This is a genomic window from Acinetobacter haemolyticus (assembly GCF_003323815.1).
Lineage (GTDB): Bacteria > Pseudomonadota > Gammaproteobacteria > Pseudomonadales > Moraxellaceae > Acinetobacter > Acinetobacter haemolyticus.
In genome coordinates this window covers 1,037,450-1,052,048 of record NZ_CP030880.1, presented here as the reverse complement: position 1 = coordinate 1,052,048, position 14,599 = coordinate 1,037,450, and the positions used below count along the sequence as shown (strand labels likewise).

The 14,599-nt window shown below is 41.0% G+C and carries 10 protein-coding genes; 4 read left to right on the top strand and 6 right to left on the bottom strand.

Features of this window, described 5'->3' with window-relative positions; all coding sequences use genetic code 11:
- The first annotated feature begins 96 nt into the window (after window positions 1-96).
- Window positions 97-708: a LysE family translocator gene (locus DS737_RS04675; protein ID WP_008941736.1), complete on the top strand. Its 612-nt coding sequence runs from the start codon at window positions 97-99 to the stop codon at window positions 706-708.
- Here the strand turns inward: DS737_RS04675 and DS737_RS04670 are convergent.
- The 5 genes from DS737_RS04670 to DS737_RS04650 form a co-directional block, all read right to left on the bottom strand.
- Entirely contained in the window at window positions 705-1,319 is a 615-nt protein-coding gene (locus DS737_RS04670) for an alpha/beta fold hydrolase (RefSeq protein WP_213068179.1), read from the bottom strand. The genes DS737_RS04675 and DS737_RS04670 overlap by 4 nt on opposite strands.
- Before the next feature lie 59 nt (window positions 1,320-1,378).
- Window positions 1,379-2,233 (bottom strand): diaminopimelate epimerase, encoded by an 855-nt coding sequence (gene dapF / locus DS737_RS04665; RefSeq protein WP_113996919.1) that lies wholly within the window; start codon window positions 2,231-2,233, stop codon window positions 1,379-1,381.
- Window positions 2,234-2,238: 5 nt separating this feature from the next.
- Window positions 2,239-3,489 carry a diaminopimelate decarboxylase gene (lysA, locus tag DS737_RS04660; protein ID WP_113996918.1) on the bottom strand — a complete coding sequence of 417 codons (1,251 nt, stop codon included), beginning with the start codon at window positions 3,487-3,489 and terminating at the stop codon, window positions 2,239-2,241.
- Between the two features lie 22 nt (window positions 3,490-3,511).
- Window positions 3,512-3,751 (bottom strand): LPS translocon maturation chaperone LptM, encoded by a 240-nt coding sequence (gene lptM, locus DS737_RS04655; protein WP_005086194.1) that lies wholly within the window; start codon window positions 3,749-3,751, stop codon window positions 3,512-3,514.
- 331 nt (window positions 3,752-4,082) lie between these two features.
- Window positions 4,083-5,582 (bottom strand): alanine/glycine:cation symporter family protein, encoded by a 1,500-nt coding sequence (locus tag DS737_RS04650; RefSeq protein WP_004640190.1) that lies wholly within the window; start codon window positions 5,580-5,582, stop codon window positions 4,083-4,085.
- Window positions 5,583-5,939: 357 nt separating this feature from the next.
- Here DS737_RS04650 and radA point away from each other — a divergent pair, with 357 nt between their 5' ends.
- Window positions 5,940-7,328, top strand: coding sequence for a DNA repair protein RadA (gene radA / locus DS737_RS04645; protein ID WP_004640192.1), 1,389 nt, complete (start codon window positions 5,940-5,942; stop codon window positions 7,326-7,328).
- An 82-nt stretch (window positions 7,329-7,410) separates the two neighbouring features.
- Window positions 7,411-8,427 carry a Tim44 domain-containing protein gene (locus tag DS737_RS04640; RefSeq protein ID WP_004640194.1) on the top strand — a complete coding sequence of 339 codons (1,017 nt, stop codon included), beginning with the start codon at window positions 7,411-7,413 and terminating at the stop codon, window positions 8,425-8,427.
- A gap of 322 nt (window positions 8,428-8,749) precedes the next feature.
- On the opposite strand, the gene DS737_RS04635 is transcribed toward DS737_RS04640, so the two are convergent.
- A complete protein-coding gene (locus DS737_RS04635) occupies window positions 8,750-10,381 on the bottom strand; it encodes an inorganic phosphate transporter (protein ID WP_004640196.1) in 1,632 nt (543 codons plus the stop codon).
- Between the two features lie 436 nt (window positions 10,382-10,817).
- Between DS737_RS04635 and metH the strand changes: the two genes are divergently transcribed.
- Window positions 10,818-14,504, top strand: coding sequence for a methionine synthase (gene metH, locus DS737_RS04625; protein ID WP_113996917.1), 3,687 nt, complete (start codon window positions 10,818-10,820; stop codon window positions 14,502-14,504).
- Window positions 14,505-14,599 lie beyond the last annotated feature (95 nt).

Here is a 14,599-nt window from a genome sequence, read left to right as displayed (position 1 = left end):
TTTTAACAATGTTTGTTCTCAGTATTAAACAAATCTCGAAGATCATCGATCATTGTAATACAATAAATTTCAAGCATTAGACTTTCGCCAACTGTCATGACAACAATTCTAATCCCTTATCTAATCGCAATTACACTACTTACGATCACTCCTGGTCTAGACACAACTTTGATTATTCGTACTGCAACACTCGAAGGCAAATTAAAAGCCTTTCAAGCAGCATTGGGAATTAACTTTGGTTGTATTGCTTGGGGACTCATCGTGGCTTGCGGTCTAGGGGCATTATTAATGACTTCGGATTTAGCTTTCAACATTTTAAAGTGGATGGGTGCATTCTATCTTGCATGGCTTGGGCTCAACATGCTCCTAAAACCTCGCGCACAGCTCACAAATACTCCCACAACGCATTCAACTCAGAACTGGTTTGTGAAAGGTTTCTTAGGTAATTTACTGAATCCTAAAGTTGGTATTTTTTATATTTCGTTTCTACCTCAGTTTATTCCGCAATCAGCCTCACCAATTGCTTGGACGATGGGGTTAGTCATGATTCATGTGGTCATTGGTTTTATCTGGTCAATGTTCCTCATCTATGCCATGCAAACGGTTTCGCATTACTTGAAACAACCCAAATTTATTCGCTATATGGATCGAATTACAGGTAGTATTTTTATTCTGTTTGCACTCAAACTTGCGTTTAGTAAACGTTAATTTGAATCGTGACGATTCAAATAAGTATTGATATATGCTGCGACCTGCTGTGCATGTGTATGAGCAAACTGATGATCACCACCCTCTATAATGTGCAGTTCAGCATTTGGAAAGCGTTGATTTAAATATTCCCCGACAGTGGGTGGACTCAATGGATCTTGGTCTCCCCACAATAACAATACTGGAATATCAATTGAATCTAACTCAGCGTCAAAATCAATATTGGCTGTCACAAACCAATCTGGATATTGTAAATAATGCTGGCTATACCCTTCACGCCAATCTTGAACATCAAAAGGCTCCAGCGGAATACCACCAGACGTGGCAACCAATACTAATCCTTTTACCCATTCAGGTTTCGTTAAAGCAGAGGCCACTGCAAAAATCCCACCCATGGATTGAGCGACGATCACACATTCTTGTTGAACTTTTCCGACCACATAATCAATCAATGCCTCGAAGCTTTCTATATTTTTATCTGCTTCAACACAACCAAATGAAGGATAACCTATAATTTCTTTGTCATATTTATCAGGCAACAAATCACTTACAGGTTGCCAAAAATTTAGATCGCCAGATGCACCCGGTAAAAAAATAATTTTATTCTTCATCAGCAACTTCAAACTATTAAAATAAAAAAGAGCACCATGATCTGGTGCTCTTAAGTGCATTAAGATTGAAAATATCTCAAATCCAAACGCCCTTCATATACATATGCAGTTGGACCCGTCATCCAGACGACATCACCTTCACGCCATGCAATATGCAACTTACCGCCTGCAAGCTGAACTTCAACTTCATTCGCAAGTAAACCACGACGCATACCACTTACTGCAGCAGCACATGCACCTGTACCACAAGCTAAGGTCTCACCAACACCACGCTCAAACACGCGTAAACGCACGTGTTTTTCATCCAAAATTTGCATAAAACCTGCATTGACTCGTTCTGGAAAACGTACATGCGATTCGACTTGTGGACCAATTCCAGCCACATCCGCAGTTAAGACATCAGGAACAATGGTCACTGCATGTGGATTGCCCATATTGACCACATCAATATTGATGCTCTTGTCATCAGCAAGCTCTAAGGAATATAAACCCTCAATGTCTTCATCGACTTGAGTCACAAACGGAATCTCATCTGGAAGAAATTTGGGTGGCCCCATATTCACACGAACCCAACCATTAGCCCCCAACTCAGGTTCTACGATACCCGCTTTGGTCTGTACACGAATCTTAGTTTTCGTGGTTAAACGACGTTCATGCACGAAACGTGCAAAACAACGAACCCCATTTCCACATTGTTCAACTTCGGAACCATCCGCATTAAAAATACGATATTTAAAATCTACATCTGGAAAATCAGGTGGCTCAACAAGTAAAAGCTGATCAAAGCCCACACCAAAGTGGCGATCAGCTAAACGCTGAATCGTCACGGTATCTAAATAAACTCGCTGGGTAATGAGATCAACGACCATAAAATCATTGCCCAAACCATGCATTTTGGTAAATTCTAAAAACATCCAATTTACTCCTCAGGCAACAAACGCTCTTTTTCCCAGAGTGATTCTATTGTTTCGCGCTCGCGAATTAAATAGGCCTGATCGCCATTGACCATTACTTCGGCAGCTCGACCACGACTATTATAATTTGAACTCATCACAAAACCATATGCACCAGCACCCAAAACAGCCAACACATCATTTTCTTGTAGAGCCAAATTACGCTCTTTACCTAAAAAATCACCAGTTTCACAGATAGCACCGACGAGATCCCACGTTTTTACTTCAACATCTGAATTTGGATTAACCGACTGAATATCCATCCACGCCTCATACAACGCTGGACGAATTAAGTCATTCATTGCAGCGTCAATAATCGCAAAGTTACGATGATTGGTTGGTTTTAACAAATCAACCTTGGTCAGCAAAGCACCTGCATTGGCAGAAATACTTCGCCCCGGTTCCATATAAACTTTCAAACCCAGTTTTTCTAAAGCAGGACGCATTGAATTTGCATATTCAGCCACCGTTGGCGGTGTTTCATCTTTATAACAAACACCTAAACCACCGCCGATATCAATATGTTTGAGGTTGATCCCAAGTTTTTTCAACTGCTCAATCATTAAAATGACGCGATCAAGTGCATCAACGAATGGTTTGGTTTCTGTCAACTGCGAACCAATATGACAATCAATACCCACGATCTCTAAATTTGATAAAGACGCTGCATATTGATATGTTGCATCAACTGCATCGCTCGGAATACCGAACTTGTTTTCTTTTAAGCCGGTCGAAATATACGGGTGCGTTTTTGCATCCACATCAGGATTAACACGCAACGATATCGGTGCTTTTTTGCCGAGCTTTGCTGCAACTTTTTGAATTCGATCCAACTCAGCATGTGACTCTACATTGAAGCAAGCAATACCCACGGTTAATGCTTTCTCAATATCTGCTTCAGATTTACCCAGACCTGAGAATACGATTTTCGCAGGATCGCCGCCAGCAGCTAAAACACGCGCAAGTTCACCACCCGTCACAATATCAAAACCTGCACCCAATTTTGCCAAGACATTGAGAACAGCGATATTTGAGTTTGACTTCACTGCAAAACAGATTTGATGATCAATAAAATCAAAAGCACGATCCATATCCAAATAATGTTTTTCCAAAGTTGCTTTGGAATAAACATATAGAGGTGTGCCATATTGCTGTGCGAGCTGGTCTAATGAACATTGCTCTGCATGCAATACTCCATTAATGCGAGTGAAACTCATGAAGATGTCCTTATATACAAACTTAAGGTGAAGTGGTCTGAGATTGAGTCGAAGGTTGTGCGGTTTGGTTATCTACCTTGCTATCCTCTGTATTTACATCAGAAGAAACTTTGGCTGGAGATGTTTCATTCTTGTAAAGCAAGTATTTTGCACGTTTATCATGATTTGGATCAGATGGTAATTGCAATGCACCTGACTGACCACATGCTGTCAAAACAACACAACTCAGTAACACACTGATAGAACAAATGACTGGACGCATCTGAGCACCTAACTTTTACGATTCGCAGCAGTATAGCGTGATCAATCGACAGGCTAAAGTCTAAACATAAAAAAACGCCAATTTCTGAAGAAATGATCCAATACTTTAAAAATAGCTTTCTTTGTTAATAGCATTCAACTCATTGTTACCTGACACGCAAGATCACTTTGGATCAATCCAACACGCTATTTTTATTTTGTCCTGAACGAATATGCTATTTCATTCCACTTACCAATTCATTGCCTATATTCATTAATATTTCAAGTAAAAATCGAAAAAGCAGCCATATAGGCTGCTTTTAAGTAGAACATGAAGATGATGTCGTCAAGACTTAATCTTTTTTCGATTTATTCTTGAGGCGATCTTCCCAGAATGTTGCATTACGGATACCAAGTTTAACTGGATCAAATGTAAATTCAGTTACACCAGCTTTTTGCTGTTTCTCATAATCACGCAATGCTTTAATCGTCGGCTTCCAGATGAAGTAAGTCAAGATAATACCAATGATGTTAATCCATGCCATTAAACCAACACCAATATCACCGATACCCCAAATATAACCAGTTGCACTAATTACACCATAAACAACTGCTGCAATAATGAAGCATTTGGTGAGGAACATTAATGAAGGCGTTTTTGTGATATAGCTGAGGTAAGTAATGTTGGTTTCAGCAATATAGTAGTAAGCAATAATGGTCGTGAAAGCAAAGAAGAATACTGCCAACGCTACAAAGATTTGACCAAAACCACCAAAAACAGTACTGACCGCCATTTGAGTAAAGGCTGGTGAGCCAATCTCAACAGTTGCACCAACGTTTTGAACAATGAATTGACCCGCTTCTAAAGTACCCTGAACATTATACATTCCTGTAATCAGGATCATAAAAGCTGTTGCAGAGCAAACGAATAACGTATCGATATAAACAGAGAAAGACTGTACTAGACCTTGTTGAGCTGGATGCTGAACTTCAGCTGCAGCTGCAGCATGAGGTCCTGTACCTTGTCCAGCTTCATTTGAGTAAACACCACGTTTTACCCCCCAGCCAATTGCAGCACCCACACCCGCCATAGGTGTAAAGGCATCAGCGAAGATCATGCGAATAACATTCGGAAGCTCTTGAATATTAATAAACACAATCACCAACGCCATGATGATATAGCCTAGCGCCATAAATGGTACAACGAACTGCGCGAATCGTGCGATACGTTTAATACCACCAAAAATAATGATCGATAATAAGGTTACGATTACAACAAGCGCGACAAGCTTGTATACACCAACATTACCAAAGACGATCGCACCCTGACCTGTGATCTGCGTAAATGCATTTCCAACTGCATTTGCTTGAATACCTGGTAAGAACAAGCCACAAGAAATAATTGCAGCGATCGCAAATAAAATACCTAACCAACGTTGGCCTAAACCTTTATCAAAGTAAAAAGCAGGTCCACCACGGTATTGACCTTGATATTCTACTTTATAAATTTGACCTAAAGTCGATTCAACATAAGCAGTACTTGCACCTAAGAATGCAACAACCCACATCCAAAATACGGCACCAGGACCACCAAAACCAATTGCTGCTGCAACACCAGCAATGTTACCTACGCCGACACGACCAGAAAGCGAAACAGATAAAGCTTGAAAAGATGAAATCCCCTGTGATGAAGATGTTCCCTTTATTAATAATCTTCCCATCTCTTTGAGTTGTCGAATTTGAACGAACCGCGTAAGAATAGAGAAAAATAAACCTGCACCTAAGCATAAATAGATTAGCGCTGGGCTCCAGATAATACCATTTAACCAATCAACAATTTCTGCTGCACTCATATAAATCAACCTTTTTTATATACGTTGGAAATATAACAACTGTTAAATTCCCATTTGTCTGAGCAAGAGCAATATCTATGCCATTCAACTTAAGTTTCACGACAAGAATTGAACAAACGCTCAAAGACCTTCCATGGAAAAAGTGAACTGAAGAAATATCTAAACTCAAAAACACACTGTATCTTACTTGTAAAAGTCTTATATCATGTTATTTTTCTGAGCACTTCCCTTTAACCAGTAATAGTACGAAAAAACGCCCTTTTTCTTTATCCTTATCAAGAAAAAATGGACTCGACGCATCGTTTTCGTATTTACTTTACTTTTTAACTAATTTACACAAATTTTTCAATTTTAAATATGGCAAAAATTAAAACTGTTTACCGTTGTGAACAATGTGGTGCTGATCATCCGAAATGGGCTGGGCAATGTACTGAATGCGGTGAATGGAACTGTTTGGTCGAAGTACGTATCGAACCGACTGTTACACATCGCGCTCAACCTAAAATCGGTGGCTATGCAGGGCAAGTTGCCAATATTACGACACTTAATCAAGTTTCTGTGTCCCATGAAACACGTTTAGCGACAGGTGTAAGTGAGTTTGATCGAGTGTTGGGCGGAGGTCTGGTCACGGGTTCCGTTGTGCTTATCGGTGGTGATCCGGGTATTGGAAAATCCACAATTTTGCTGCAAACAGCCACTCATATGGCCAGTAAGAACAGTTCCGCGCTCTATGTCACTGGCGAAGAATCTCTTTCTCAAGTTGCTTTACGAGCACAGCGTCTAGACTTACCTACCGATCAACTCAAAGTAATGGCCGAGACTTGTGTGGAACGTATTTGTGAAGTTCTAGCACAAGAACGCCCCGCGGTTGCCATCTTAGACTCTATTCAAACCTTGTATACCGAGACGCTACAATCTGCACCAGGTGGTGTTTCACAAATTCGTGAATCTGCGGCCCTACTCACACGTTTTGCAAAAAATAGTGGAACGGCGTTATTTATCGTGGGGCATGTAACGAAAGAAGGTGCTTTAGCTGGACCACGTGTGCTTGAACATATGGTGGACTGTGTTTTGTATTTTGAAGGGCAAACTGACTCACGTTATCGCATGATTCGTGCGGTAAAGAACCGTTTTGGTGCAGTAAACGAGCTAGGCGTCTTTGCAATGACCGACAAAGGGTTAAGAGAAGTTGCAAATCCTTCTGCAATCTTTTTAAGTCGTTATGACGAAGCAATCCCCGGTTCTATCGTGATGATTAGCCGTGAAGGTACTCGCCCCCTACTCGTTGAAGTTCAAGCACTGGTAGACGATGCACACACACAACCACGTCGTGTTGCACTTGGCTTAGAGCAAAACCGCCTAAATATGTTACTCGCAGTGATGCACAGGCATGGTGGCGTACAAACTGCAGGACAAGATGTATATGTCAATGTTGTAGGTGGATTAAAAATTACGGAAACAGGTTCTGACTTAGCGGTTCTACTTGCCTGTGCTTCGAGCCTACGGGGCAAGGCACTTCCACAACAACTCGCTGTATTTGGTGAGGTCGGTTTATCAGGTGAGATTCGTCCTGTTCCAAATGGTCAGGAACGTCTCCGAGAAGCAGCAAAACATGGCTTTAAATATGCAATTTTACCGCGTGGCAATGCACCGCAAAAAGCAATTGACGGGATTCAGGTGATTGCTGTTGCGCGTTTACATGAAGCTTTGACAGAGGCAATGCAATTGAGTGATGAATTGACATAAAAAAATATACTTTTTTGATTGAAATTCTGCACAAATACCTGCATAAATACACTCACAAATTGGAATTGAATAGGAATTTTCGATGCAAGTACACCAGCGTGGCTTGATGGCAGCTTTATTAATGGCAACTTTGGTTGCTGCACCCCTTGCGGAAGCGAAGCGTGCAGGTGGCGGTAAAAGCCATGGCATGAGCCGTTCTAGTTCAAGTCAATCACAGCCAGCAAATAATCAGTCTTATCAGCAATCACGTCAAGCAACACCAGCACAACAACAACCTGCTACAGCACCACAAAAATCAGGTCCTGGCGTAGGTGGTATGGTCGCTGCGGGTGTCGCTGGTGCAGCACTTGGTGCAGTAGCAGCAAATGCAATGGCTGATGATAAAGACCCAGCACAAACCGAGCAGCAAGCTGTAGCAGCGGAGGAAGAGAAACAAGGGCTTCCAAGCTGGATATGGGTCTTACTTGCAGCAGCAGCCGCCTTCTTTGTGTTCCGCAGATTAGGCGCAAAAAAAAAATTAGCAGCAAATAACCCATACGCTCCAAACAATGGCGGTCCAAACTCGAACCAGTTTAGCCGTCAAAGTTCACAACCAACTGCTCGCCAAACTGGTGACAACACCAATATCTTTGGTCAAGCAGTTGGCGGTGGTGCTGCAACACAATCTCCATTTGGTAACGCACCGACTCAAGCTCCATTTGGTAGTGCAACCATGAGTAGTGGTAATCAATTGCCAGACGGCACTGAACCTGCTGCTTTTTTACGTGTTGCCCGTCAGCGTTTCAACCATATTCAATCTATGAACACAGCAAGCAATATTCAGGAAATTCGCCGTTATTTAACACCTGACTTATATGCGTCTATGTATCAAGACATTATGGCAAACCAAGACCAAGATGTAGCTGAGTTTAGTAATCTCAATGCAATGATTGCAGAAACAGCAACTGAAAATGGTCAGTATGTTGTGAGTGTACGTTTTACAGGCACCGTAAGCGAAGATCTAAACAGTTTACCGCAACCATTTACTGAGATTTGGCATTTTGTTAAAGATGTTGGTTCACAGCAAGATTGGGTTGTTGCTGGGATTCAACAAGCTTAAAGCACTGTAGTTAAAAAGATTAAAAGAGCTGTTTCGACAGCTCTTTTTTATTGTATTAAGTTTCCTAAATCACTCAATCCCTCTATATTTTTCTTACTCAGCTAAAGACTAAGCCCTTCTCTAAATCCCCACTTCGTTTTAACTGTCATTATTCCATTTAACACAAATAGCATTAGATATAGGTACATCAACCGCATCCAAAAGATGCTTGATAAGAGTTACTAAACGATGACCATGTAGCAGATAATATCAAAATACCTTTTATCTAAAGCAAAAAAAGCCTTGCCGTAGCAAAGCTTTTATCATCTTGTAATCACTCAAATTAAGAAACGAATTGTAAGAACAACCAGTATAAACCACCAGATAATGCAATCGTCGCTGGTAACGTAAATACCCATGCCGAAAGAATCGTTCTAATCGTAGCAAAGTTTAAGCCTGATTTATTTGCGACCATCGTACCTGCAACTGCACTGTTTAAAACATGTGTTGTTGAAACAGGCATACCAAAACCATCAGCAGCAGCAATCGTACTCATCGCAACCAATTCAGCAGACATCCCTTGACCATAAGTCATGTGATTCTTACCAATACGCTCACCCACTGTAATAACGATACGTTTCCAACCCACCATTGTTCCTAAACCAAGGGCCAATGCAACGGCAACTTTTACCCAGTTAGGAATGTACTGTAGGAATGAATCCATATTGTTACGATAGTCTTTTACTACTTTTTGCTGTTCTGTGGTCATCACAGGTAGCGCATCTTCTTTATCTAAGCGCTTAAACGTTGTAGTACTTAAGTACATATCATTACGTAATTCAGCAACCCCAGCTTCTGGAATATCTTTAAGATCACCATAAGCTGCAACTTTTTCACCTAAATGCCCAGTCATACTCGCCAATGCAGGTAAAACTTCAGGTGTTTGTTCTTTGGTTTGGATGTATTTTGTCAGGATATCTCGCGCTTTTTCATCAGAAAATTCTTGTTGATCAACATTCAATACCAAAGCAGTTTGAGCTGATAATTGCTCAAAAGATTGTAAATGCTTTTGGTCTAAACTTTTGTTCAGCGAATAAGCCAATGGAACCAAGCCAATCAAGATCAACATGATTAGACCCATACCCTTTTGACCATCATTTGAACCGTGAGCAAAACTCACACCTGTACAAGTGAAAATCAGGATACCGCGAATGAGTGGTGGTGGTGGCTTATTTCCAACAGGTGGTTGGAACAACTCCATTTGGCGTTTAAAGATTTTTTTCACCAATAAGAATAAAACGGCTGCAAAAGCAAAACCAATCATTGGAGAAAATAATAACGCCTTACCGACCTTTAGCACTTGATCCATGTCAATGCCACTGGTTGCGCCAGTTGATGCATTTAACAAATGATTCATAATGCCCACACCTAAAATCGAACCAATTAGGGTGTGTGAACTCGATGCGGGGATACCCAAAAACCAAGTACCGAGGTTCCACAAAATCGCTGCAATCAACAGCGCGAAAACCATGGCAAAACCAGCCCCACTGCCGACATTCATAATCATTTCAACAGGTAATAATGCAATAATACCGTAAGCAACTGCACCACTTGCCACCATAACCCCTAAGAAGTTACAGAAACCTGCCCACATGACCGCTACTGGTGCAGGAAGCGCATTGGTATAAATCACCGTCGCAACAGCATTTGCAGTATCATGAAAACCGTTTACAAATTCGAATGCCAAGGCAATAAATAGTGCCGTAGATAATAAAATAACTGAATATAAACTTAATGGTGGGACATGGGATAAATCAGCACTCACCTGAAAACCAATATAAATCAGTGTAGCAACAATGACTGTTAAGAACACCGGCATAAAAAATTTAGGTGTTGGTACATGTACATTCGTCGATTGGGCTTGCGATTCTGTCGCAACTGGTGAATCCGAAGCAGGGGGTAGATTTGAATTCATGTAGACGGCTGGAGGATAAAAAAATCCCCCATATTGTTTAATTAAATTATGACAATTATATGACAAAGCTTTGTCACATGAACTCAAATTTTCATCATTTCATCACTTTTACACCAATTTTTTGTATCGAAACAGTGCGTTAAATCAAAATTAATCCATATTTTTCAACAAAATAAAGCAATATCAGGGTTAGAATAAATCGTTGTCTGATTTTGCAACAAACGCAAAAAAATATGACTTTTATTGGTCATACTGCGAACGTTTTGCTTTATTTTTAAGCATTATTACCTCGAATTGTTGCACTTTGATGAAAGTTTTATGACATTTTTCAATTTGAATGCGCGGTTCACCGCCTTTTAGATGGAAAATAAGCGCTTCAGCATTGCTTCTGCTACAATGCGTCTGCTTTTTATCTTTGCCATTACTGGGGTTCCTTATGTCCACGCTTGCCACCCTAAAATCTCTTCTCGCCCAACGTATCCTGATTATTGACGGTGCAATGGGAACCATGATTCAACGCCATAAGTTAGAAGAAGAAGATTATCGTGGTGAACGTTTTGCAGATTGGGCTTCTGATCTTAAAGGTAACAACGATCTTTTAGTATTAACTCAACCGCAGATTATTCAAGGCATCCATGAAGCTTATTTGGATGCTGGTGCAGACATCATTGAAACCAACAGCTTTAATGGTACTCGTGTTTCGATGTCAGATTATCATATGGAAGATCTTGTTCCAGAGATCAACCGTGAAGCGGCACGTCTCGCCAGAGCTGCATGTGATAAATATTCAACCCCAGAAAAGCCTCGTTTTGTGGCAGGTGTACTTGGCCCTACATCGCGTACTTGTTCAATCTCACCAAACGTCAATGATCCAGCATTCCGTAATATTACTTTCGATGAACTAAAAGAAAATTATATCGAAGCAACGCACGCCTTGATCGAAGGTGGTGCTGACATCATTTTGATCGAAACTGTATTCGATACCTTGAACTGTAAAGCGGCAATCTTTGCGGTCAAAGAAGTGTTTAAACAAATCGGTTATGAACTTCCCTTGATGATTTCAGGTACGATCACAGATGCCTCAGGTCGTACATTGACAGGTCAAACCGCTGAAGCATTCTGGAACTCAGTGCGTCATGGTGATTTGCTGTCAATTGGTTTTAACTGTGCATTGGGTGCAGATGCAATGCGCCCTCACGTTAAAACCATTGCTGACGTTGCAGATACCTTTGTTTCAGCGCATCCAAATGCTGGTTTACCGAATGCATTTGGTGAGTATGACGAAACACCAGAACAAACTGCAGCTTTTATTAAAGAATTTGCTGAGAGTGGTTTGATCAATATTACTGGTGGTTGCTGTGGTACCACACCAGATCATATCCGTGCGATCTATCAAGCTGTTAAAGATATTCCACCACGTAAAATTCCTGAGACTGTTCATGCTTGCCGTTTGAGTGGTTTAGAACCATTTAATATCTATGATGATTCTTTATTTGTAAACGTTGGTGAACGTACTAACGTTACAGGATCAAAAAAGTTCCTTCGTCTCATCCGTGAAGAAAATTTTGCAGAAGCTTTAGAAGTCGCTCAGCAACAAGTTGAAGCTGGTGCGCAGATCATTGATATCAACATGGATGAAGGGATGCTCGATTCGCAAGGTGCGATGGTGCATTTCCTGAACCTTGTCGCGTCAGAACCTGATATTTCGCGTGTGCCAATCATGATTGACTCATCGAAATGGGAAATCATTGAAGCTGGTCTAAAATGTGTTCAAGGTAAACCGGTTGTAAACTCGATTTCCTTAAAAGAAGGTTATGACGAGTTTGTCGAAAAAGCTCGCCTCTGCCGTCAGTACGGTGCAGCAGTTATTGTCATGGCTTTTGACGAAGTTGGTCAGGCAGATACCGCAGAGCGTAAGCGTGAAATTTGTAAACGCTCTTATGACATTTTAGTCAATGAAGTTGGCTATCCAGCTGAAGATATTATTTTCGATCCAAACGTGTTTGCAGTAGCAACAGGGATCGAAGAACACAATAACTATGCCGTAGACTTTATTGAAGCAACTGGTTGGATCAAACAAAACTTACCACATGCCATGATTTCAGGTGGTGTTTCTAACGTTTCATTCTCATTCCGTGGTAATGAACCTGTACGTGAAGCGATTCACTCCGTGTTCCTCTATCATGCCATCAAACAAGGCATGACCATGGGTATCGTAAACGCTGGTCAGATGGCGATTTATGACGATATCAATAAAGAGCTGAAAGATGCTGTTGAAGATGTTGTACTCAACCAAAACCAAGGTGAGACAGGTCAAGCTGCAACTGAAAAACTCTTAGAAGTTGCTGAAAAATATCGTGGTCAAGCGGGTGCTACCAAAGAAGCCGAAAATCTTGAATGGCGTAATGAGTCTGTCGAAAAACGTCTTGAATACGCTTTAGTTAAAGGTATTACCACGTATATCGACCAAGATACAGAAGAAGCACGTTTAAAATCAAAACGTCCGCTTGATGTGATCGAAGGTCCACTGATGGACGGCATGAACGTGGTCGGTGACTTGTTTGGTTCAGGAAAAATGTTCCTTCCTCAAGTTGTTAAATCTGCACGCGTCATGAAACAAGCGGTGGCATGGCTCAACCCATACATTGAAGCAGAAAAATCAGAAGGACAGTCTAAAGGTAAAGTCCTGATGGCAACAGTAAAAGGTGACGTACACGATATTGGTAAAAATATTGTGGGTGTTGTCTTAGGTTGTAATGGCTATGACATCGTTGACCTCGGTGTGATGGTACCTGCGGAAAAAATTCTGCAAACAGCAATTGATGAGAAATGTGACATCATTGGTCTGTCTGGTTTGATTACTCCATCTTTGGATGAAATGGTCTTTGTAGCCAAAGAAATGCAACGTAAAGGCTTTAACATTCCTTTATTGATCGGCGGTGCAACCACATCAAAAGCACACACCGCAGTTAAAATTGATCCTCAATATTCAAATGATGCCGTTATTTATGTGGCTGATGCGTCTCGTGCAGTGGGTGTCGCAACTACCCTACTTTCTCCTGAAATGCGCGGTAACTTTATTGCAGAGCATCGTGCTGAATATGCCAAGATTCGTGAACGCTTAGCGAACAAGCAACCAAAAGCTGCAAAATTGAGTTATGCAGAATCAGTCGAAAACGGTTTTAAAATTGATAATCACTATGTCCCACCAAAACCAAATGCTTTGGGTACACAAGTTATTAAGAATTATCCACTTGAAACCTTAGTTGAATATTTTGATTGGACACCATTCTTTATCTCTTGGAGTTTGGCAGGTAAATTCCCGAAAATTCTGACAGATGAAGTAGTTGGTGAGGCAGCGACTGATCTTTATAATCAAGCGCAAGCGATGCTGAAAGACATCATTGAAAATAAACGTTTCGATGCCCGTGCTGTATTTGGCTTATACCCTGCTCAGCGTACTGGTGCAGATACCGTCAGCGTATTTGATGAATCAGGTCAACATCGCACTCACACCTTTGAGCACGTACGTCAGCAATCAGACAAAGTGACAGGTAAACCAAACTTGTCTTTGGCGGATTATATTAAGCCTTCTGAACAACCTGAAGATTATCTCGGTGGTTTTACGGTGTCGATCTTTGGCGCTGAAGAATTGGCAAATGAATATAAAGCCAAAGGTGATGACTATTCAGCGATTCTGATTCAGTCTTTAGCGGATCGTTTTGCAGAAGCATTCGCTGAGCATTTACATGAACGTATTCGTAAAGAGTTCTGGGGCTATAAAGCCGATGAAACGCTGAGTAACGAAGAGCTGATCAAAGAAAAGTATGTCGGTATTCGTCCTGCTCCAGGTTACCCTGCTTGTCCTGAACACTCTGAAAAAGCAGTATTATTTGATTGGTTAGGCTCAGAAGAAAAGATTGGTACCAAACTGACTGAACACTTTGCCATGATGCCGCCTTCTTCTGTCAGTGGTTTCTATTATTCGCATCCTCAAAGTGAATACTTTAACGTTGGCAAAATCTCTCAAGATCAGCTTGAAGATTATGCAAAACGTAAAGGCTGGACATTAGATGAAGCGAAGCGTTGGTTAGCACCAAATTTAGATGATTCGATTGGTTGATTTAGAGTTCTTATAATCTCCCCTTGCGAAGCAATGCTTCTCACCTGCTTTAAAAAGAGGGGGATTTCATGTGATTAAATGAATTACATGACAGC